The sequence below is a fragment of the Kitasatospora setae KM-6054 genome, from assembly GCF_000269985.1.
Taxonomy (GTDB): Bacteria; Actinomycetota; Actinomycetes; order Streptomycetales; family Streptomycetaceae; genus Kitasatospora; species Kitasatospora setae.
This window is the reverse complement of the sequence record NC_016109.1, coordinates 7,391,664-7,412,730: the sequence shown is the minus strand read 5'-3', so window position 1 is coordinate 7,412,730 and position 21,067 is coordinate 7,391,664. Positions and strand designations below refer to the sequence as shown.

Below are 21,067 nucleotides of genomic sequence, written 5' to 3'. Positions count from 1 at the left end.
GGCGAGACATGGATGGGGTCGGGCCGGGCGCTGCGCGGGGCAGGGCGCGGGCGGAGGCGAGGCGCGGACGCTGCGCGGGCGAGACGCGGGGCCGGGCGCGGACGCTGCGCGAGCGAGGCACGGACGCTGCGCGGGCGAGACAGGGATGAGGTGCGGGCAGAGGGCGTGGGCGCTGCGCGGGGCAGGGCGCGGGTGAGGTGTGAGCGGGCGCTGGGCGGCTGCGCGGGTGGCTTCCGGGTGGGCCGGCTGGGAGGGGTGAGGGGTGTCGGAGCGCGCCGGGGTGTGCTTCGAGTGCCCCCCTGCGGGTGATGGCGGGGTGTTCACGGGCGGGGCGGCGAGGCGGGCGGCGAGGCGCTGCCAGGGTGGGGCGGGTGATCTCTCGACGCGGACTCTTCCTTGCCTCCGGCGGTGCGATGACCGCCGCCGCCCTGGCCGGCCCCGGGGCCGGCCTCTCCCGGGCCGCCGGCCCGGCGGCCCCGCCCCCTCCCGACCCGGCCCGGCAGGAGGCGGCCCTGACCATGGCGCGCCGGATCCTGCTCACCGACGCCGACCACCGTGACCTGACCCTCGACTACCTGAAGCTGCTGACCGGCCGTCAGCGCCTGCGTCCGGGTGCGGCGCGCGAGGTGCTGGTGGTCGGCGCGGGCGTGGCGGGCATGGTGTGCGCGCGGCTGCTGGTGGCCGCCGGGCACCGGGTGCGGGTGCTGGAGGCCAACCGGAGCCGGGTGGGCGGCCGGGTGAAGACCTTCCGCGGCGACCTGTGGCAGGACCCCCGGCTGCACGCCGAGGCGGGCGCGATGCGGATCCCGTCCAGCCACGTGCTGACCCTCGCGCTGGCCGACCACCTGAGCGTGCCGCGCCGCCCCTTCCACCTGGTGGACGTCCCGCCCAGCCCCGACCTGGCCTCCGGCGACGCCCGGGTGGTCTACCGGTCGTGGACCGGCGAGGAGTTCTCCACCGGCAGCGCCCCCGCGTACACCGCCCCGAAGGGTCTCGGCGGCCGGCTGGTGCACGTCAACGGGCAGACCGTCAGCAAGGCCGCGTACGCCGCCGACCCGCGCCCGGTGAACAAGAGCTTCGGCTGGGACAGCGGCCAGACCGCCGCCGCCGCGTTCGACCGGGCGCTGGACACCGCCCGCGCCTACACCATGGTGCGGAACGGCGACGGCAGTTGGAGCGACAAGCCGATCGACCAGCGCGTCACCGGCATGGCCCAGCTGCTGTACGACCTGGACGGCTACTCGCTGCTGCGCTACCTGCAGGAGAGCGAGGGCTGGAGCGACGCCCAGGTGCAGGCCGTCGGAACGCTGGAGAACCTGACCAGCCGGCTCTCGTACGGCTTCCTGCACTCGGTCTTCGACGCGTCCGACATCAACCCGGCCGTCACCTACTTCGAGTTCAGCGCGGGCACCGACGCGCTCACCGAGGCCCTCGCCAAGGACCTGCCGATCGAGCGTGGCCGGGTCGTCACCCGGGTCCGGTTCGACGACGGCGGGGTGACCGTGACCGCCGAGCCCGAGACCGGCCCCGAGGACGAGGGCTGCGAGGGCGCGATCGGCGGCGACCGCTGCGAGTACCGGGCCGACGCGGTCGTGCTCGCCGTCCCGTACGCGGCGCTGCGGCACGTCGACTTCGCGCCGCTGCTGCCCTACGGCAAGCGCCGGGCGATCGCCGAGATCAAGCACGACACCGCGCACAAGGTCCTCGTCGAGTTCACCGAACGCTGGTGGGAGTGGGACGAGTCCACCTGGCGGGCGAAGCTCGGCGCCGACTACCGGCCCGCCCCGCACGGCGACGCCGTCCCGGCGGTCGGCGGCGGCTGCGTCTCCGACGAGGCCAGCCGCTTCGTCTACTTCCCGTCCCACCCCAGCGACGACGGCGCCCCCGGCGGCATCGTCCTGGCCGCCTACAACTGGGCCGAGGACGCGCTGCGCTTCGACTCCCTCACCCCCGCCGACCGCCACACCGAGGCCCTCGACCACCTGGCCGGCCTGTTCGGCGAACGCATCCGCCGCTACGCCACCGACCGGCACGTCTCGCAGTCCTGGCTCCGCAACCGCTGGGCCCTCGGCGAAGCCGTCATCGAAACCCCCGGCCAACTCCTCAGCCTCGGCCCCCACGTCCCCGCCCCCGTCGCCGACCGCCTCTTCTTCGCCGGCGACCACTGCCAACCCCGCTACCACGCCTGGATCGCCGGCGCGATCGCCTCCGGCGTGGAGGCCGCCGTCCAACTCACCGGCGGCTGACGCCCCGCCGGGACGGGCCGCCGCCCCACGGGGCGGCGGCCCGTCCCGGCTGGTGGTGCCGGTCTACGAGTCGGGGCTGCTGGAGGTGGGCGGGTACGGCCCGTCCTGGGTGCGTCGCCGGTCGGTGGCGGCCGTGACCAGGCCGGTCTCGTAGGCGATGACGACGAGTTGGGCCCGGTCGTGGGCGTGCAGCTTGGCGAGCAGCCGCCGGACGTGGGTCTTGACGGTGGCGACGCTCAGTTCGAGGTGGTCGGCGACGGCGGGGTTGGGCAGGCCCCGGGCGACCAGGCGGAGGACCTCGCGTTCGCGCGGGGTGAGGCCCGCCAGTTCGCGGGCGAGGCGCGGGGGCGGTTCGTGCCGGCCGGCGAACTCGCCGATCAGCCGGCGGGTGACGGCGGGCGCGAGCAGGGCGTCGCCGGCGGCGACCACCCGCAGGGCGGTCAGCAGGTCGGCGGGCAGGATGTCCTTGAGGAGGAAGCCGCTGGCCCCGCCGCAGAGGGCCGCGTACACGTACTCGTCGAGGTCGAAGGTGGTGAGGACGAGCACCCGGGTGCCGGCGGCGGCCGGGTCCGCGCGGATCCGGCGGGTGGCTTCCAGGCCGTCCGTGCCGGGCATCCGGACGTCCATCAGCACGACGTCGGGCCGCAGCCGCCGGGCGAGTTCGACGGCCCGTTCGCCGTTGTCGGCCTCGCCCGCGACGGCGAGGTCCGGGGCGCTGTCGATGAGCAGGCGGAATCCCGCGCGCAGCAGCGCCTGGTCGTCGGCGATCAGGACCCGGACCGGCGGCCGGTTCACCGGGCCGTCTCCGCCGCGCGGGGCAGCCGGGCGTGCACCCGGTACCCGCCGGTCGGCAGCGGGCCCGCGGTGAGCGTCCCGCCGCACATCGCGGCCCGCTCCCGCATCCCGACGAGCCCGTGCCCGCCGCCGCCGATGCCGCTGCCACCGCCTCCACCGGAACGCCGGGGCGGCGCGTCGTTGACGACCTCGATCTCGACCGCCCCGGGGGCCGGCCGGGACAGGCGCACCCGGCAGTCGGCCGATCCCGCGTGCCGGACGACGTTGGTGAGGGCCTCCTGGACGATCCGGTAGGCCGCGAGTTCCACGCCCGGCGGGAGCGGTGGCCCCGGAACGGCGGACAGGTCGACGGACAGGTCGACGCGCGGACCCGCGCCGGCCGCGAGCGCGGGCAGGTCGGCCAAACCGGGGGCGGGCCCCGGTTCGGCGCCGTCGCCGGGGGCGCGCAGCACGCCGAGCATGCGGCGCATCTCGGTGAGCGCGGTCCGGCCGGCCGTCCCGACCAGGGCGAGGGTCCGCTCGGCCTCCGCCGGGTCGGTGGGGGCCACCGCGCGGGCCACCTCGGCCCGCACCGAGATGACGGTCAGGTGGTGGGCCACCACGTCGTGCAGCTCGCGGGCGATCCGCAGCCGCTCGTCCGTCACGGCCTGCCGGGCGGCGATCCGCGCGGACGAGCGCTGCTCGCGCAGCGCGGTGCCGACCAGCCAGGGCAGGGCCGTCATGGTGGCCGCGAAGACCGCGCCCCAGGCGGCCTCGGCGGCCGGGACCGGCACCGGGCGCGGCGCGAGGGCGACGGCCGCGGCGACGGCGGGCAGCGCGCAGCCGAGCGCCGTCGCGGAGCGGCGCCGGGGTTCGCGCGCCGCCACCGTGTACAGGGCGGTCCCGACCGGGAGCCAGGACGCCTCCCAGCCGGTGAGCACGAGGGCGAGGACCGCCCCGGCCAGTACCGCGCACAGCACCGGGACCGGCCGGCGCCGCCGCACCGCGACCGGCAGCCAGACCGCCGCCGCCACGGCCCCCGCGCCCCAGCCGCCGTTCAGCGCCTCGCTCGCGCCGAACGCCAGGGCGAGCAGCGCGGCGGCGGCCGCGTCGACGCCGCGCCAGTGGCCGTCCCGCAGCCGTCCCGCCACCAGCGGCCGTGACTCCCCGTCAGCCATGCCCGTCACCCGCCCCCGTCGCATCTCTCCGCCGCACCTCCCCGTCACCCCGCTCCGTCACGCTATCCGGCCGGGGGCCGGGGGCCGGTCAGCCCGGAGGACGTCATCCGGTGGGCGGAGTCATCCGCGCGGCCGATGCCCGCCGTACCCTCCTGGGCTGACGCCGGGTTCGTCCCCGGGGGCGAAGCCGCCGGGGGCGCCGGACGGGACAGTGGGAGGCATGAAACGGAGAACACTGCTGTCCTCAAGTGCCGTGCTGGCGACCGGACTTGCCACTGCCGCGCTGGCCGGTCCGCTCGCGCCCCCGGCTGCCGCCGAGGCGGGCGGGCCGGCTGGGTCGGCGGAGCCCGTGCGGTTCCGGCTGCCCGCCCCGGACGGGCCGTACCCGGTGGGGACGGTCGCGCTGCACCTGGTCGACGCCGGGCGGCCGGACCCCTGGGTGCCGTCCCGGCCCTGCCGGGAGCTGATGGTCAGCGTCTGGTACCCGGCCCGTGGCGGCGCGGGCCGGCCCGTCGCGCCCTGGATGCCCCGGGCGGCCGCCGACCGGTACCTGGAGCTGCTGGGCGCACCGCCGGACCGGGTGCGGCTGGGCGGCACGCACGGCCGGGCGGGCGCCCCGGTGGGCGGCCCGCCGGGTCCGCTGCCGGTCGTGCTGTACTCGCCCGGGGCCGACGCGTCGCGGTCGTTCGGCACCGGCGCGGTGGAGGACCTCGCCAGTCACGGCTTCCTGGTGGTCACCGTCGACCACACCTACGACGCGGCGGCGGTCGCCTTCCCCGGCGGGCGGGTCGAGACCGCCCCGCCGGGCGGGGTCGGCGACTACGCCAAGGCCCTGGAGGTCCGCACCGCCGACATCCGCTTCGTGCTGGACCGGCTCGCCGTCCTCGGCGCGGGCGGCCACCCCGGGGACCGCCGCACCCCGCTGCCGGCCGGCCTGCCCGGCGCGCCCGACCTGCGGCGGATCGGCATGTTCGGCCACTCGCTGGGCGGCGCCACCACCGCCGGGGCGATGCTCGCCGACCGGCGGATCACGGCCGGGGCCAGCCTGGACGGCGGCGCGGCGGGCCCGGTGGTGGACGCCGGGCTGGACCGCCCGTTCCTGGTCGTGGACACCCCGGGCAAGGGCGGCATGGCGAGCAACCCCGCCCTGCGCGCCTTCTGGTCGCACCTGCGCGGCTGGCGCCTGCACCTGACCGTGCGGGGCGCCGCGCACCACTCGTTCGGCGACGACGTGCTGCTGCTGCCGCTGCTCGCCCCGCTGCTCGGCATGTCGCCGGCCGACCTGGAGCAGGACGTCGGGACGATTCCGGCCGCCCGCGCCCAGGCGTTCCAACGCGCCTACCCCCGGGCCTTCTTCGACCTCCACCTGCGCGGCCGGGGGCGGCTGCTCGACGGGCCGTCCGCCGCCTTCCCGGAGGTCGACCACCAACGCTGAGCGCGGGCGGGCGCCGCCGCCCGGACCGTCCGGCCAGAGGCCGCGGGCGCGCGCCGCCGCCGGGTCAGCCCTTGGCGGGCAGCACGTAGCCGTCCCAGAGCGCGCTCTCGGTGATGCCGCGCCAGACGGTGAGGTCGAAGGGCGGCTTGTCGTGGGCGCCCGGGGGGACGCCGGGGTCCTCGCCGAGGGCGTCGAGGCTGCCGCAGTACTGGGTGAAGTCGAGGACGGTGCCGTCGGAGCGCCAGATCACCACCCGGTAGCCGTAGAGGCCGGTGGCCTGGGAGTCGTCCATCTCGATCATCTCCCAGCGGTCCCGGTCGAGGTAGCCGCCGAAGCAGGCGGTGGCGTGGTTGCCGCCGAGGCCGCTGTCGACGCCGCAGTGGAAGGGCACCTGGTCGGGGCGGGGCGAGAGGCCGTCGGCCGGGAAGGGGACGTCGGCGCGGCGGAGGGTCAGTTCGAGGCTGACCGGGCCGCTGCGGTCGTCGTAGTTCAGGAAGACGGTGGCGCCGCCCGGGGGCCGGTCGGCGCGGGCGGTCTGCCGGCTCGGGGTGTAGTTGCTCTTCAGTTCGGGCTGCATCGTCCGCATGGCGCCGAGCACCGTGTCGGGGCGGAACTCGACGGGGGCGCCCTTCGCCGGCGGTTTCTCGGCCGGGAGCGTCCGGGCCTGGGCGACCAGCAGCGGCTGCCAGTGCACCTGGCCGTCCGCGTCGACGGTGCGCTGGGGCAGCGCCCCGCCGGCCGACCCGCCGGGCGAGGAGGCCCCGGAGCCGTCGGGGGCGCCGGTGGTCGAGGACGGCGACGGGGATTCGGACGCCGGGACGGACGGCGTCTGGTACGGGGTCTGGTACGGCGTCTGGTACGGCGTCGCCGAGGGCCCGCCGGCGGACGGCGGGGCGGGGGTCAGCGGTTCGGCGGCGCCGGTCGGGCGGGCGGCCGGGGCGTAGCTGCCGCTGCCGCTCGGGGCGGCGGTGAGCAGCGGGAGCCCGGCGTTCGCGCCGGCCAGTGCGATGGCGGCGACGGCGATCGTCGTTCCGGCGACCCGCAGCCGCCGGGCGGTCTGCCGGCGGCGGCCGCGGCGGCCGCTCTCGGCGACGATCACCGCGACGGGCACGCTCAGGTTCCTGACGCTCGTCTCCATCAGGGTCGAGAGTTCCAGGTCCAGGTCCGGGTTCGGGTCCGGGTCCACGGTCGGGGCCTTCCGTACGGGCAGGTGGGTGTCGGGGGTGCGCGGGGGGCGTGCGGGGGTGCGGGGTGCGCGCGGGGCGTGCGGGGTCAGTCCTGGAGCAGCAGGGCGCGGTCGGGGCCGAGGATGGCGCGCAGGCGGGTCATCGAGCGGGAGTTGAGGCTCTTGACGGCGCTGACCGTGATGCCCATCGCCTCGGCGGTCTCCTCCAGGCTGTAGTCCTCCAGGTAGCGGAGCACCACGGCGGCCCGGTTGCGGGGCGGGAGTTGGCGCAGCGCCTCGATCAGGGTGAGCCGGAGGGCGGCGGCGCTGCCCTCGTGCGCGCCGATCGACGGCTCCTCGGGGAACTCGTCGACGGCGAGTTCGCTGGAGCGCCGCAGCCGCCGGTGCGAGAGGTAGCAGCGCAGCAGGACCTTGCGGGCGTACGCGTCGAGGCCCGCCTCGCCGTCGCCGCGGCGCAGCCGGCCCCAGACCGGGTAGAGCTTGGAGAGCGCCGTCTGCACCAGGTCCTGGGCCTGGTGCCAGTCCCCGCACATCAGGTACGCCAAGTGGAACAGGCGGCGCGCCCGGCTGGCCGCGAACTCGTCGAAGTCGAGCCCCTCGGTCATGTGGTCCCCCGGATGGAATGGTTGTCGTCGACGTGGGAGGACACGCCGCGGGCGGGTCGTCCGGTCGCGCCCCGGATGATCAAGATTGGGTAACGGGACGTCAGGCGGGTTCGACCGTACCGGCGCTGACGGCCCGCGCGGCACCGGGGCGGGCGGGTGACCGATAAGCGCTGGTGTTCGGTCCCGATCACAAGTCGGCGGTGGACGGGGGCGCGGGCGATCCAGCAGACTCGGGGCATGTCCGGGAACGTGTGTGCGGTGATCGGCGGCCGGTGTGCGGCCGCGGCGCTCGCCTGCCCGCGGCTGTCTCCCGCGCCGACGCCGCTGCTGACCAGCCGCCGCGCCGTCGACTTCGGGTTCGTCGGCTCCGCCTGTTGTCGCTGAGTCCGGCCGCCCGCGCCGTCCGCTCCGCCCTCCCTTCCCGCCCCTGATCGGGTCCGGCCGCCGTGCCGCCCGGCCGCCGCGGCCTGCCCGCCCGGTGCCGCCGGGCCGCGCCGTCGTCCGGTCACCCCCGCCCCGCCTGCCCGAGGATGCGCCATGACCAGCACCGCTCCGCCCTCCGCCGTGCCCGAAGCCGATCCCGCCGCGCCCGCCGCGCCCGCCGCGCCCGCCGGTGGCTTCCGGCTGCGGAAGCCCGACCTGTCCCGGCTGGACGAGATCACCGCAGCGCTCGCCGACACCGCGGGCGAGTACGACCGGACCGGCGAGTTCCCGCACGCGGCGATCGAGCTGCTGCACGAGGCGGGGCTGCTGACCGCGACGGTGGGCGAGGAGTGGGGCGGGCCGGGCGTCTCGTTCAGCGACCTGGCGCGGATCCTGCTGGCGCTGGGCCGGGGCGACACCTCGGTGGCGCTGATCGCCACCATGACGCTGGTGCCGCACGTGCTGGCGCCCGGCCGCCCGTGGCCGGAGGCGCTGTACCGGCGGATCCTGGCCGAGTCGGCCGAGCGGCCCACCCTGATCAACCACGCCCGGGCGGAGCCGGACACCGGCCCGGGCGGCGGCACGGTGGCCCGGCGGACCGCGAAGGGCTGGGCGATCACCGGCCGCAAGCGCTTCGTGACCGGCGCGGAGGGGCTGGCGTACTTCCTGCTGTGGGCGGTCACCGACGAGCCGCAGCCGCGGCTGGCGGTCTTCGTGGTGCCGGGCGACGCGCCGGGCGTCGAGATCCTGCCGACCTGGCGGCAGCTGGGCATGCGGGCGACGGTCAGCAACGAGGTGGTCTTCACCGACGTGGAGGTCGGCCCGGACGACCTGATCGAGTTCGACGGCTTCGACGCGCCGCGGCCGGCCGGCGGCGGCCCCGCGCCGGACCAGGAGCACGCCAACGCGATCCTGCTGATCTCGGCCTCGCTGTACCTGGGCGCGGCCCGGGCCGCGCAGGACCACGTGCACCACGTCGGCTACACCAAGGTGCCCCACCAGCTGGGGCGGCCGGTCGGCGTCACCGAGCGGTTCCGCCGGACGGCGGGCGAGATCGAGGTGCTGCTGTCGACGTCCGAGCAGCTGATCCTGGCGATCGCCGGGAAGCTGGACCGCGGCGAGGTGGTGTCGGGGGTGGAGGCGCTGGCGGCGAAGGTCGCGGTGATCCGCGACCTGACCCGGGCGGTGGAGCTGGCGGTGCGGCTGCTGGGCAGCGCCGCGCTGTCGCAGACCGGCCCGCTGGAGCGGATCTTCCGCGACGTGCAGGCCGCCGGGGTGCACGCCCCGCAGGAGGACGCGGCCCTGCTGGGGATCGGCACGTCGGCGCTGAACGACTACGGGCAGCGGTTCGCGTGAGCCGCCGGCCCGCCACCGCCGCCCCGCTCCCGGCCCTAGAGCCGGGGGGCCAGGTTGTCCAGCGCGCTGCGCAGCGCGCCGGTCAACTGCTCCGGCGCGCCGACCCGGTAGCGCAGGTAGAGGGGTTCGGGCGGGACGGCGGGCAGGTCGCGCAGCCGGACCAGTCCGGGCGGCGGCGGGCCGTGGTCGGCGAGCAGCGCGACGCCGAGGCCGCCGCGCACCGCGCCTATCACGCCCGCGAGTTGGGCGGCCTCGGCGATCACGGTGACCCGGCGGCCGCCGGCCCGCAGCGCGGTCAGCGCGCGGTCGCGCAGCACGCAGGGGCCGTCGATGGCGACCAGCGGGACGGGCATGGCCGGGTCGGGCGTGTCCCAGTCCGGGGCGGCGAACCAGGACAGCGGGACGCCGCCGGCCACCTCGCCGGACCGGCCGCCGCTGTCGCCGATGAACACGGCGGCGTCGAGCGCGCCCTCGTCCAGCGCCTCGTGCAGCCGGCCGCCCCGGTCGAGCCTGAACCGGACGGTCCGGCCCGGGAGTTGGCTGGTCACGGTGCGGGTGATGGCGGGCAGGACGCCCTCCGCGACGTGCTCGGTGGAGCCGATCAGGTAGCCGGCCTCGGCGGGCTCGGTGACGCCGAGCCGGACCAGCGCCTCGTCGTGGGCGGCGAGCACCCGGCGGGCCTCGGCGAGGGCGAGCTCCCCGGTGGCGGTGAACCGGATGCCGCGGCCGCTGCGCTCCACCAGGGCGTGCCCGAGGGTGCGTTCGAGGCGCCGGACGTGCTGGCTGACGGCGGACTGGGAGATGCCCAGCGCCGCCGCGGCGCGGTGGAACCCGCCGTGGTCGCCGATCGCGGCGAGGCTGCGCAGTGCGCCGATGTCCAGTGTTCTGGTCATTTGCCGAGGCTAACAGCGCGGAACCGGGCCGGGGCAGGGCCTTTCGGGCAACGCTTCGTCAATTCCTGTCGGTAGCAGTCTTCTTGGCGCGGCCCAGGTCGCAGCCATGTCATCAGAACGCAACACCCGGAAACAGCGGGCGCGTTCGCACCCGGCCCCGCCGCGTTCGGCGGCGCCGGAGCAGCAGGTCACCCACCCGGGTCACCCGACCCGGCACATCACCGGTACCTCACCGGTCCACCACCAGCACGTCGCGCAGCGCTCAGCACAGCACGTGTGTCCCCGTACGGAGGAAAGATTCCCATGCGCATTCCCAGACCCGGTCCGGCCCGGGTGCTCGTGCCCGCCGTCGCCGCCGCCCTGTTGCTGACCGGGTGCTCCGGCGCCAAGGGCGGCGGGACCTCGGCGGACGCGGGCAAGCCCGTGGCCGGCGGCACGCTGACCTACGCGGTGGACACCGAGCCGGTGTCCTGGGACCCGCACGTGTCGACCCAGGACCTCACCGCCGAGCTGCAGCGCCAGGTGTTCGACTCGCTGGTGTCGGAGGACGCCGACGGGAAGTTCCACCCGTGGCTGGCCACCTCCTGGGAGGTGGCGCCGGACCTGAAGAGCTTCACCTTCCACCTGCGCACCGACGTGAAGTTCCACGACGGGACGCCGTTCGACGCCGCCGCCGTGAAGGCCAACTTCGACCACATCGTGGCGAAGGACACCAAGTCGCAGTACGCGGCGAACCTGCTGGGCTCGTACACCGGCACCACGGTGGTCGACCCGGCCACCGTCCGGATCGACTTCGCCCAGCCGTCCGCGCCGTTCCTGCAGGCCGCGTCCACCACCTACCTGGGCTTCTACTCGCCGAAGGCGCTGGCCGACAGCGCGGCCAAGCTCGGCCAGGGCGGCACGGCGGACGTCGGCACCGGGCCGTTCAAGTTCGTGTCGTACAGCAAGGGCCAGGAGGCGGTGTTCGAGAAGAACCCGGCCTACAACTGGGCGCCGCCGACGGCCAAGCACAACGGCCCCGCGTACCTCGACAAGTTCGTGGTGCGGTTCCTCCCGGACGCCTCGGTCCGGGTCGGCGCGCTGAGCAGCGGGCAGGTGCAGGTCGCGAAGGCGGTGCCGCCGCAGAGCGTGGCGACGGTGAAGGCCGACTCGAAGCTGAAGCTGCTCACCCAGGCGCAGCCGGGCGGCAACTACAACCTGTGGCTGAACGGTTCGCTGGCGCCGCTGGACGACCAGAAGGTCCGGCAGGCGGTGCAGCGCGGCATCGACGTCGACCTCGACGTGAAGTCCGTGCAGTTCGGCCAGTTCCCGCGCGCCTGGAGCCCGATCTCGGCGACCACCCCGGGCTACGCCAAGGAGCTGGAGGGCTCCTGGCCGTTCGACCAGTCGCTCTCCAACAAGCTGCTGGACGAGGCGGGTTGGACCGGCCGGGACGGTGACGGCTACCGCACCAAGGACGGCAAGCGGCTGACCCTGGTGTGGCCGCAGCTGACCGCGACGGCCACCCAGCAGAGCCGCGACATCCTCGGCCAGGCGTTCCAGGCCGACCTGAAGAAGATCGGCGTCGAGGTGCAGCGCCCGGCGCTGGACGTCGGCGGCTACTCGACCCTGGTGTACGGCGGCAAGGCCAACATCGTCGACCTGGCCTGGGCCCGGTTCGAGCCGGACGTGCTCTGGCTGTTCCTCAACTCCGCCTCCGACCCGGCCAAGGGCGGCATCAACGCGACCTTCCTGCCGGACGCGCAGCTCGACGAGTGGACCAACGCCGCCCGGGCCACCCTGGACGCCGGCAAGCGCGCCGAGCTGTACGCGAAGGTGCAGAAGCGGGCGGTCGACCTGGCCACCGTCGTGCCGGTGTACACCCCGCACGCGCTGACCGGCAGCTCGGCGAAGGTCGGCGGGCTGAGCTTCGACTCGGACACCTGGCTGAGCTTCTACGACACCTGGCGCACGGCGTGACAGCCGTGCACCCCGCTCCCGGTCCCGGTTCCGCGACGGCGCAGCAGCCGTCGCGGGGCCGGGCCCCGGCCTCGCTGCTGCGCGGGCTGCTGCGGGCGCTGCCGCGCCGGCTGGCGGGGGCGTTCGCGGTGCTGTTCGGCGCGGCGACGCTGGCGTTCGGCGCGCTGCAGCTGATCCCGGGCGACCCGGTGGCGGTGCTGCTCGGCCCGGCGAACACCACCACGCCGGAGGTCCGCGAGCAGATCCGGCACCAACTGGGCTTCGACCAGCCGGTGTTCACCCAGTACCTGCACTTCCTGGGGCAGCTGCTGCGCGGCGACCTCGGCCAGTCCTACCAGTTGCAGCGCCCGGTGGCCGGGCTGGTCGCCGAACAGCTCGGCCCGACCCTGCAGTTGGTGGGTTCGGCGGTGCTGCTGGCGCTGCTGGTGGCGACCGTCTCGGCGGTCGCCACCGCCGGCCGGCGGCCCGGGCTGCGGTCGCTGACCGGGGCCTGGGAGCTGGTCGCGGTCTCCACCCCCTCGTACTGGCTGGGCCTGGTGCTGCTGACGGTGTTCTCCTTCCACCTGCGCTGGTTCCCGGTCGCCGGGGCGGACGGCTTCGGCTCGCTGGTGCTGCCCGCCGTGACACTGGCGCTGCCGCTCGCCGGGACGCTCGCGCAGGTGCTGCGCGAGGGCCTGGAGGCGGCGCTGGCCCAGCCGTTCGCGGTGACCGTGCGGGCCCGCGGGCGCGGACGCACCGCGCTGGTGGTGCGGCACGCGCTGCGGCACGCCGCAGTGCCGATGGTGACGCTGACCGGCTGGCTGACCGGCTCGCTGCTGGGCGGGACGGTGCTGGTGGAGGCGGTGTTCGGCCGGCCCGGGGTGGGCGCGCTGGTGCTCGGCGCGGTCAACAGCCGGGACGTGCCGGTGGTGATCGGCGTGGTGCTGTTCTCCGCGCTGGCGTTCGTGGTGATCTCCGCGGTGGTGGACGCGCTCTACACCGTGCTCGACCCCCGACTCGGGAACAGGTGATCCGGTGGCCTCCCCCGCTCAGTCCTCCTCCGCTCAGCCCTCCTCCGCACAGTCCTCCTCCGCACAGTCCTCCTCCGCACAGCCCTCCTCCGCTCAGTCCACAGATGTGAAGGATCCGGCCGCGGCCGCCCCGGTGGTGGCCGCTCCGGCCGCGCCGAAGGCCCGGCGGCGGCCGCCGTGGGCGGTGCTCACGGCCGGTCTGCTGCTGGCGCTGATCGTGCTGGCCGCGCTCGCGCCCGGCCTGTTCGCGTCGGCCTCGCCGACCGCCATCGACCCGGTGAACGCGCTCCAGGGCCCGGGCTCCGCCCACCTGTTGGGCACCGACCAGCTCGGCCGCGACCTGTGGTCCCGGCTGGTGCACGGCGCCGGTCCGGCGCTGTCGATCGGCTTCGGGTCGACGGTGATCGCGATGGCCGGCGGCGCCGTGCTCGGCCTGGCCGCCGCGCTCGGCGGGCGCTGGGCCGACCAGCTGCTGATGCGCGCCGCCGACGTGCTGCTGGCGCTGCCGGCCACCCTGCTGGCGCTGCTGGCGATCGCGGTGCTCGGCACCGGCACCGGGAACCTGGTGCTCGCGCTGGGCTTCGCCCTGGTGCCGGGCTACGGCCGGATGGTCCGCTCCGAGGCGCTGCTGGTGCGCCGCTCCGGGTACGTGGAGGCGGCGGTGGCGCTCGGCGTGCCGCGGCCGCTGCTGATCCTGCGGCACGTGCTGCCCAACTCGCTGGCCCCGCTGCTGACCCTGGCGACCGTCGGGTTCGGCACCGCGCTGATCGCGGCGTCCGCGCTCAGCTTCCTCGGCCTCGGCCCGCGCCCGCCGTCCCCGGAGTGGGGCGCGATGCTCGCCGAGGGCCGGGGCTTCCTGGAGACCGCCTGGTGGCTCGGGGTGTTCCCGGGCGCGGCGGTCACCGTGACCGTGGTCGCCGTCACCGTGGTCGGCCGCCACCTGCAGCAGCGCTTCACCCGGAGGTCCGCATGAGCACCCCGTCCACCCTGCCGGCCGCCGCCGCTCCGCCGGTGGCCGCTCCGCCGCTGCTGGCGGTCGACGACCTGCGGGTCGCCTTCGGCGGCGTGCCCGCGGTGCGCGGGGTGTCGCTGCGGCTGGAGCGCGGCGAGTGCCTGGCGCTGGTCGGCGAGTCCGGCTCCGGCAAGAGCGTCACCGCGCGGACCCTGGTCGGCCTGACCGGCCGGGAATCCTCGCTGGAGGCCGGGCGGTTGGAGTTCGACGGCACCGACCTGCGGGGCCTGGACGAGCGCGGCTGGCGCGGGGTCCGCGGACGCCGGATCGGCCTGGTCCTCCAGGACGCGCTGGTCTCGCTCGACCCGCTGCGCACCGTCGGCGCCGAGATCGGCGAGGTGCTCGGCCTGCACCGGCCCGCGCCGCGCGCCGAGACCCGCGAGCGGATCCTCGGCCTGCTCCGGGACGTCGGCGTGCCCGAGCCGGAGCGCCGCGCCGCGCAGTACCCGCACCAGCTCTCCGGCGGCCTGCGCCAGCGCGCGCTGATCGCCTCCGCGCTGGCCGGCGGCCCCGAGCTGCTGATCGCGGACGAGCCGACCACCGCGCTCGACGCCACCGTGCAGGCACAAGTACTCGACCTGCTGGGCGAGTTGGTCGCGGGCGGCACCTCGCTGCTGCTGATCAGCCACGACCTGGCGGTGGTCGGCCGGCTCGCCGACCGGGTCGCCGTGATGTACGCGGGCACCGTGGTCGAGCAGGGCCCGGCCGCGCAGGTCCTCGGCGATCCCCGGCACCCGTACACCCGGGCGCTGCTGGCCGCCGTGCCGCGCCGCGAGCGCAAGGGCGGCCCGCTCTCCGTCCGCCCCGCCCCCGCCCTGACCGGGACGGCCGGGCCGGACGGCTGCCCGTACGCGGCGCGCTGCGCGTTCGCCGAGGAGCGCTGCCTGGTCTCGCTGCCCGAGCCCGGGGCGGTCGGGGACGGGGCGGTCGAGGACGGGCACGGGGTGCGCTGCTGGCACCCGGGCGGTGAACTGCCGCTCGCCGAAACGGTGTTGCGCAAGCCCACTGCTGCTGCGGCGGCGGTCGCGGACCGGCCGGTGCTGCTGGTGGCGGAGGGCCTGGAGAAGTCCTACCGGGCCCCGGACGGCTCGGTGCAGCAGGTGGTGCGCGGCGTGTCGTTCGAGGTCGCGGCGGGCGAGACGCTCGGGCTGGTCGGCGAGTCCGGCTCCGGGAAGACCACCGTCGCCCGGATCGCCCTCGGCCTGCTGGAGCCGGACGCGGGCACCGTGCGGTTCGCCGGCGAGCCGTGGTCCGGCCTGCCCGAGCGGCGGCGGCGGGCGCGGCGGCGGCTGGTGCAGACCGTCCAGCAGGACCCGCTGGGCTCCTTCGACCCGCGCCACGACGTGCGCCGGATCGTCGGGGAGGCGCTGGCCGCGACCGGCCTGCCGCGCGCCGCCCGGGAGGCCCGCGCCCTGGAACTGCTCGACCAGGTCGGCCTGCCCGCCGCCGTGCTGCGGGCCCGCCCCGGCCGGCTGTCCGGCGGGCAGCGCCAACGGGTGGCGATCGCCCGGGCGTTGGCGGTCGAGCCGCGGCTGCTGGTCTGCGACGAGCCGGTGTCGGCGCTCGACGTCTCGGTGCAGGCCCAGGTGCTCGACCTGCTCACCGAACTCCAGCGGGAACTCGGCCTGGCGCTGCTTTTCATCTCGCACGACCTCGGTGTGGTGCACCATGTGAGTGACCGGTTGATCGTGATGAAGGACGGCGCCGCCGTGGAGAGCGGCGACGTCCACGACGTCTTCGACCGGCCGCAACACCCCTACACCGAACGGCTGTTGGCCGCCGTCTCGGGCTCCGCGCGGGTCGACTGACCCGCTGCCGGCCCGCGCCGGACGGCCAACCGCCCACTGATCGAAGGGAGTTCCCCCCGCATGACCGCGGAGGACGACTGGCTGCGCCGCTACCACCCGCAGCACCCCGACACGCCCCGGCTGGTGTGCTTCCCGCACGCCGGCGGCACGGCCGCCTTCTGGCACCCGCTGTCCGCCGCGCTGCGCGGCCGCGCCGAGGTGACCGCCCTGCAGTACCCCGGCCGGCAGGACCGGTACGCCGAGCCGCTGGTCGGCGACCTGCACGCACTCGCCGACCGGATCGCCGAGGTGCTGCTGCCGACCTGGCTGCCCGAGCCCCCCGCGCTGCTCGGCCACAGCATGGGCGCGCTGCTCGCGTACGAGACCGCCCGGCGGCTGACCGAGGCCACCGGGCGGGAGCCGCGGCTGCTGATCCTCTCCGGACGGCGCGCCCCGCACACCGTCCGCACCGGGGAACCGAGCCTGCACGACGCGTCCGACGAGCGGCTGCTCGCCCACCTCGCCAAGCTCGGCGGCACGGTCGGCGGTGTCCTGGAGGACCCGGAGCTGCGCGAGCTGTTCCTGCCGCCGCTGCGCGCCGACTACCGGGCGGTCGAGACCTACCGGTACCGGCCGGGACCGCCGCTGGAGTGTCCGGTGACCGTGCTGACCGGCGACGCGGACCCGCAGGTCACCGCGGACGAGGCAGTGGCCTGGGCCGGACACACCACCGGCCCGCTGGAGGTCCGCAGCTACCCCGGCGGCCACTTCTACCTGACCGCGCACCTGGAATCCGTCGCCGCCCTGATCGGCGACCGCCTCACCGTCGGCGTCGCCTGACGACCGACACCCCGTCCAGACCCGATCCGACCCGTCCGCCGCGGAGCCTGTGCCGCCCCGCGACGGACGGGCCCCTCTCCCCGGACAACGCGGTCCGGCGGGCCCGGCACACCCCCCAGCGACAGCACCGGGCGGCGACCCCGCCCCGACCTGACCCACCGGGAGCAGAAGTGACCCCTGCCGAACGCCGTCCGGACTCCCCCGCCGAGGCCACCGTCCTCGACGCGACGACACTCGGAGCGACCGCCGAGAGCGCGACCACCGAGAGCGCGACCGCCGCGCCGATCGAGCGCGGCCCGCACCTCGCGCGGTTCGCCCGCCTGCTGGACGACTGCCGGAACGGCACCGGCGGCGTCCTCGCGGTGACCGGCCCGGCCGGCTGCGGGAAGACCGAGCTGCTGCGCGCCCTGGCCGCGTACGCCGAACGGCACGGCGCCGCGGTGCTGACCGCCTCCGGGCGCTGCTCGGAGCGCTCGGCCCGGTACGGCGTGCTCCGGCAGTTGCTGCGGGCGCCGCGGCTGCCCGGACCGGTCCGGGCCGCGGCGTCGGCGCTGCTGAACCGGTCGGAGCGGGACGAGGCCCACCCGGCCGACCCGCTGGCTGCCGGCGGGGTGCCCTCGCAGGTCCACCAGGAGCTGTGGCAGTTGCTCGCGGCGGGCGCCCGGCGGGTACCGCTGGTGCTGGCCGTCGACGACCTGCGGCACGCCGACCCGGCCTCGCAGCAGGTCCTGGCGCAGCTGGCGGCCCGGACCCCGCAGGGCCGCGTGCTGCTGGTGGCGACCGAGCCCGACCCGCCGAGCGACCCCGCCGCCGACCGGGACTGGTGGACCGCCCTGCTGCGCCTGCCGCACCTGGCCCGGCTCCGGGTGGACCGGCTGTCGACCGCCGGCACCGGCCTGCTGCTGGCCCGGCTGCTGCCGCCGGCCCCCGCTGCCGGGGCGACCGGGGCCGCCTCGTCCGCCTCGCCAGCCTCGCCCGCCTCGTCCGCTTCCGGGTCCGTCGACCCCGGCCCGTGGCAGCGGCTCACCGGCGGCAACCCGCTGCTGCTGCGCGCGCTGGCCGAGGACGCCGCGCCCGGCGACCCGACGCCCCGCCCCGGCTCGGCCTTCGCCCTCGCCGTCCGGGACTGCCTGCACCGGGCCGGGCCCGCCGCCGCCGAACCGGCCCGCGCCCTCGCCGTACTGACCGCCTCCGGCTCCACGGCCCTGCTCCCCCACCTGCTGGACCGCCCCGCGCCCGGCCCGCACCCCGCCCTGGAGGCGCTGGCCGCCGCCGGACTGGCGGTCCACGACGGCGGCAGCGCCGGGGGCGACGGCGGTGCGGCGGACCGCGGGTGGCGGCTGCGCGGCCCGGCGGTGGCCCGGGCCGTCCTGGACTGCCTCCCCGACGCCGAGCGGACCGCCCGCGAACTGCGCGCCGCCCAGCTGGTGTACGAGTCGGGCGGGGCCGCCGAGGCGGTCTCCGGGCACCTGCTGGCGGCCCGGGACGGCTCGGCCGACTGGGCCGGGCCGGTGCTCAAGGAGGCCGCGCACGCGGCGCTGCGGCGCGACGACCCGGTCTTCGCCGAGTCCTGCCTGGCGCTGGCCGCCGCCGCGGCCCCGGCCGACGCCGAGGTGGTGCTGGCCCGCGCCCTGGTCCGCTTCCGCAGCGACCCGCGCTCGGCGTACCGGCACCTGCGCGCGCTGGCGCACCGGCCCGAGCAGCTGACCGACGGCCAGCGGATCGACACGCTGCGGTCGCTGCCCTGGCACGGCACCGAGGACGAGATCGTCCGGCTGGCGACCTGGCCGGAGCCCGCCGACGCGGCCGGCCGGGACAACCTGACCCGCGCGCTGGAGCAGATCCGGGCGATCTCCCCGCACCTGGTGCCGGCCGGCCGGCCCTCGCCGCCGCCCGGCCTGCCGGTCGGCGAGCCGCAGCAGCGCTCCGCCCTGGCGCTGCCCCGGGTGCTCCGCCAGGGCGCCGCGCCCGACGACCTGCGCACCGCCGAACTCGTGCTGCGCACCACGCCGTTGGAGGACAGCACGTTCGGCTCGCTGGTCTCCGCGCTGCACGTGCTGCTGTACGCGGACCGGGCCGCCAACGCCGAACCCTGGTGCGCGACGCTGCTGCGCGAGGCCACCGCGCGCCGGATCCCGGTCTGGCAGGCCCTGTTGGCGGGGGCGCTGGCCGAGATCCGCTGGCGCACCGGAGACCAGCGCTCCGCCGAGCGGCTCTCCGTCCGGGCCCTGGAGCTGCTCCCGCCGGACGGCTGGGGCATCTGGGTCGGCGCCCCGCTCTCCGCGCTGCTGCACTCCGCCGCCGCGCTGGGCGTCCGCCCCGACGCCGAACGCCGACTGCCGGTCCTGCCGGGCCGGTTGACCCGGTCCCGGTACGGCGCCCAGTTCCTGTACGCGCGCGGGCGGCACCGGCTGGCGGCCGGCCAACCGGACGCCGCGCTGGAGGACTTCGGCCGCTGCGGGCGACTGCTGATCGACTGGGGCTTCGACTCGCCCTCCTTCCTGCCCTGGCGGGGCGACGCCGCCCGCGCCCTGATGGCCCTCGAACGCCCGCAGGAGGCACGGCAGTTGGCGTCCGCGCAGCTGGCCCACCCGGCGGCCGGCGCGCCGCGCACGGCCGGCCTGTCGCTGCGGGCGATGGCCGCCGTCGAACCGGACGCCGCCGAACGGGTCACGCTGCTGACCTCGGCCGTGGACCGGCTCGACGGCGTCGACCTCACCGAACACGCGTGGGCGCTCGCCGAGTTGGGCGACGCCCAGAGTGCGGCGGGCGACTCCCGGGCCGGCCGGGAGGCACTGCGGCGGGCCCGCGAGCTGGCCGAGTCCGCCGGGCTGCGGCCGCTGCTGGAACGGCTGCGGGAGAACGCGGCGGACACCGACGAGTGGGGCCTGAGCGCCTCGGAGCGGCGGGTCGCGGCGCTGGCGGCGGCCGGGCACTCCAACCGGGAGATCGCCGAACGGCTGTTCATCACGGTCAGCACGGTCGAGCAGCACCTCACCCACACCTACCGGAAGCTGCGCGTCAAGGGCCGTGCGGAGCTGGCCCGTTCACTGCAACCGGGATCGGGGTCGGGAACAGGGACGGGCCCCGGGCCGAGCCCCGGCCCCGGGCCCGAGCGGGCGGGCGACCGGGGCGGCGGTGAGCGGGGCGGTGATCGGGGCGGCGGCGGTGACCGGCCCGCCGGGCGGCGGGCCGGGGTGCGGCCGACGGGGGCTCAGGGGGCGCCGAGGCCGAGCCGGTCGCGCAGGGTGCCCTCGGCGTAGGCGGTGCGGTAGAGGCCGCGGCGCTGGAGCTCGGGGACCAGGCCGGTGGCGATCGCGGGCAGGTCGTGGGCGGTGGTGGCGGGGCGCAGCCGGTAGCCGGTGAGGCCGGCGGCCTGCCACTCCTGGAGCAGGTCGGCGAGTTCGTCCGGCGTCCCGGCGAAGGTCAGGGCGTCCGAGGTGTGCTCGGTGCCGAGCGTCCCGTCGAGCCGCTCGCGCCGGTCGGCGGCCGCGCCGGGCTTCTCGTCGAGGTGCACCAGCAGGTCGGCGAAGACGTGCACGGTCCGGTCGGCCCGGCCGGCGGCGGCCTGCTCGGTGCGGATCTCGGCGACGGTGGTCCGGGCGTCCTCGGCGGTGTGCGGGGTGACCGCGACCACGTCGGCGGCGCGGGCGCCGTACCGCCACGGGATCAGGATGTGCGCGAGGGTGAACACCACCGGGTGGCCCTGCGGGGAGCGGGGCGCGGTGGACGGGGCGGGGTCGAGCCGCCACTCCGCGGCGGCGGCCGCCGCGTCGGCGTCCTCGGCGTCCGGGTCGGCGAACCGGCCGGGGGCCAGCGGGCGCAGCAGGGCCTCGTCCTCGGCGCCGTCCCACAGCGCCCGGACGACCGAGACCACGTCGGCGGCGCGGTCGAAGATCTGGGCGAGCAGGGCCTGCACCTCGGGGGTGAACAGGGTCTCCAGCGGGATCGGCTTGGCCGGGCTGAGCTGGGTGCGCACGCCGGCCCGGCCCGCGCTCAGGTGGTCGAGGCTGGCTATCGCCTTGGCGATCGGCGCGGGCTGCGCGGTGTTGAGGACGACGGTCGGGATGATGCCGAGGTGCCGGGTGCGGGCGGCCAGCGCGCCGGCCAGGGTGAGGGCGTCCAGGCGGCGCAGGGTGTGGCCGAGCCGCCGGTCGAGGTCGTCGCCGGGCCCGGGCAGCCGGGAGAGCGGGTCCTCGACGGTGACGAAGTCCAGCAGCGCGGCCTCCGCGGTGGCGGCCTGCCCGGCCCAGTGATCGAGGGTGAACTGCGGTGTGCCGTCCGGCTGGTGGCGGGCGGCCGGGTGCCAGCCGGCCCCGTCGAGGGCGGCGGACAGGTGCAGCTGCTGCGGTGTGCTCACGTG

At 76.9% G+C, this 21,067-nt stretch carries 16 protein-coding genes; 10 read left to right on the top strand and 6 right to left on the bottom strand.

Features of this window, described 5'->3' with window-relative positions:
* Positions 1-371: 371 nt before the first annotated feature.
* A complete protein-coding gene (locus KSE_RS32495) occupies positions 372-2,246 on the top strand; it encodes a flavin monoamine oxidase family protein (protein WP_148283192.1) in 1,875 nt (624 codons plus the stop codon).
* A gap of 63 nt (positions 2,247-2,309) precedes the next feature.
* On the opposite strand, the gene KSE_RS32490 is transcribed toward KSE_RS32495, so the two are convergent.
* Complete coding sequence (locus tag KSE_RS32490; RefSeq protein ID WP_014139627.1) at positions 2,310-3,041, bottom strand: response regulator; 732 nt, start codon at positions 3,039-3,041, stop codon at positions 2,310-2,312.
* Entirely contained in the window at positions 3,038-4,198 is a 1,161-nt protein-coding gene (locus KSE_RS32485; RefSeq protein ID WP_106437771.1) for a sensor histidine kinase, read from the bottom strand. Before KSE_RS32485 ends, KSE_RS32490 begins: the two co-directional genes overlap by 4 nt.
* 220 nt (positions 4,199-4,418) lie before the next feature.
* On the opposite strand from KSE_RS32485, the gene KSE_RS32480 reads away from it, so the two are divergent.
* Complete coding sequence (locus KSE_RS32480) at positions 4,419-5,633, top strand: alpha/beta hydrolase family protein (protein WP_014139625.1); 1,215 nt, start codon at positions 4,419-4,421, stop codon at positions 5,631-5,633.
* 64 nt (positions 5,634-5,697) lie between these two features.
* Here the strand turns inward: KSE_RS32480 and KSE_RS32475 are convergent, their stop codons facing one another.
* Both KSE_RS32475 and KSE_RS32470 read right to left on the bottom strand, forming a co-directional pair.
* On the bottom strand, positions 5,698-6,819 hold the full coding sequence (locus KSE_RS32475) for a hypothetical protein (RefSeq protein ID WP_014139624.1): 1,122 nt from the start codon (positions 6,817-6,819) through the stop codon (positions 5,698-5,700).
* Between the two features lie 86 nt (positions 6,820-6,905).
* Positions 6,906-7,424 carry a SigE family RNA polymerase sigma factor gene (locus KSE_RS32470; protein ID WP_014139623.1) on the bottom strand — a complete coding sequence of 173 codons (519 nt, stop codon included), beginning with the start codon at positions 7,422-7,424 and terminating at the stop codon, positions 6,906-6,908.
* Between the two features lie 237 nt (positions 7,425-7,661).
* Between KSE_RS32470 and KSE_RS43100 the strand changes: the two genes are divergently transcribed.
* Both KSE_RS43100 and KSE_RS32465 read left to right on the top strand, forming a co-directional pair.
* Positions 7,662-7,808: a hypothetical protein gene (locus KSE_RS43100; RefSeq protein ID WP_157850078.1), complete on the top strand. Its 147-nt coding sequence runs from the start codon at positions 7,662-7,664 to the stop codon at positions 7,806-7,808.
* A gap of 153 nt (positions 7,809-7,961) precedes the next feature.
* Positions 7,962-9,203, top strand: a complete 1,242-nt coding sequence (locus KSE_RS32465; protein WP_014139622.1) for an acyl-CoA dehydrogenase family protein — start codon at positions 7,962-7,964, stop codon at positions 9,201-9,203.
* A gap of 35 nt (positions 9,204-9,238) precedes the next feature.
* On the opposite strand, the gene KSE_RS32460 is transcribed toward KSE_RS32465, so the two are convergent.
* Entirely contained in the window at positions 9,239-10,096 is an 858-nt protein-coding gene (locus tag KSE_RS32460) for a LysR family transcriptional regulator (protein ID WP_014139621.1), read from the bottom strand.
* Between the two features lie 303 nt (positions 10,097-10,399).
* Between KSE_RS32460 and KSE_RS32455 the strand changes: the two genes are divergently transcribed.
* The 6 genes from KSE_RS32455 (at position 10,400) to KSE_RS32430 (ending at position 19,967) form a co-directional block, all read left to right on the top strand.
* Positions 10,400-12,055 carry an ABC transporter substrate-binding protein gene (locus tag KSE_RS32455; protein WP_014139620.1) on the top strand — a complete coding sequence of 552 codons (1,656 nt, stop codon included), beginning with the start codon at positions 10,400-10,402 and terminating at the stop codon, positions 12,053-12,055.
* Positions 12,052-13,065, top strand: a complete 1,014-nt coding sequence (locus KSE_RS32450; protein ID WP_231873255.1) for an ABC transporter permease — start codon at positions 12,052-12,054, stop codon at positions 13,063-13,065. The genes KSE_RS32455 and KSE_RS32450 overlap by 4 nt, the downstream gene beginning before the upstream one ends.
* Positions 13,066-13,171: 106 nt before the next feature.
* Positions 13,172-14,038 (top strand): ABC transporter permease, encoded by an 867-nt coding sequence (locus tag KSE_RS32445; protein WP_014139618.1) that lies wholly within the window; start codon positions 13,172-13,174, stop codon positions 14,036-14,038.
* On the top strand, positions 14,035-15,885 hold the full coding sequence (locus tag KSE_RS32440; protein WP_051055480.1) for a dipeptide ABC transporter ATP-binding protein: 1,851 nt from the start codon (positions 14,035-14,037) through the stop codon (positions 15,883-15,885). Before KSE_RS32445 ends, KSE_RS32440 begins: the two co-directional genes overlap by 4 nt.
* Before the next feature lie 60 nt (positions 15,886-15,945).
* Positions 15,946-16,704: a thioesterase II family protein gene (locus KSE_RS32435; RefSeq protein ID WP_014139616.1), complete on the top strand. Its 759-nt coding sequence runs from the start codon at positions 15,946-15,948 to the stop codon at positions 16,702-16,704.
* A 170-nt stretch (positions 16,705-16,874) separates the two neighbouring features.
* Positions 16,875-19,967: a helix-turn-helix transcriptional regulator gene (locus KSE_RS32430; protein WP_014139615.1), complete on the top strand. Its 3,093-nt coding sequence runs from the start codon at positions 16,875-16,877 to the stop codon at positions 19,965-19,967.
* On the opposite strand, the gene KSE_RS32425 is transcribed toward KSE_RS32430, so the two are convergent.
* Positions 19,919-21,064, bottom strand: a complete 1,146-nt coding sequence (locus KSE_RS32425) for an LLM class flavin-dependent oxidoreductase (RefSeq protein ID WP_014139614.1) — start codon at positions 21,062-21,064, stop codon at positions 19,919-19,921. The two genes, KSE_RS32430 and KSE_RS32425, sit on opposite strands and share 49 nt — an antisense overlap.
* Positions 21,065-21,067: the final 3 nt, after the last annotated feature.

Bases quoted from the DNA above. Each gene is read 5' to 3' on its own strand.
- KSE_RS32485 (WP_106437771.1), bottom strand. From the start codon at position 4,198: ATGGCTGACGGGGAGTCACGGCCGCTGGTGGCGGGACGGCTGCGGGAC.
- KSE_RS32480 (WP_014139625.1), top strand. From the start codon at position 4,419: ATGAAACGGAGAACACTGCTGTCCTCAAGTGCCGTGCTGGCGACCGGA.
- KSE_RS32470 (WP_014139623.1), bottom strand. From the start codon at position 7,424: ATGACCGAGGGGCTCGACTTCGACGAGTTCGCGGCCAGCCGGGCGCGC.
- KSE_RS43100 (WP_157850078.1), top strand. From the start codon at position 7,662: ATGTCCGGGAACGTGTGTGCGGTGATCGGCGGCCGGTGTGCGGCCGCG.
- KSE_RS32465 (WP_014139622.1), top strand. From the start codon at position 7,962: ATGACCAGCACCGCTCCGCCCTCCGCCGTGCCCGAAGCCGATCCCGCC.
- KSE_RS32460 (WP_014139621.1), bottom strand. From the start codon at position 10,096: ATGACCAGAACACTGGACATCGGCGCACTGCGCAGCCTCGCCGCGATC.
- KSE_RS32455 (WP_014139620.1), top strand. From the start codon at position 10,400: ATGCGCATTCCCAGACCCGGTCCGGCCCGGGTGCTCGTGCCCGCCGTC.
- KSE_RS32440 (WP_051055480.1), top strand. From the start codon at position 14,035: ATGAGCACCCCGTCCACCCTGCCGGCCGCCGCCGCTCCGCCGGTGGCC.
- KSE_RS32435 (WP_014139616.1), top strand. From the start codon at position 15,946: ATGACCGCGGAGGACGACTGGCTGCGCCGCTACCACCCGCAGCACCCC.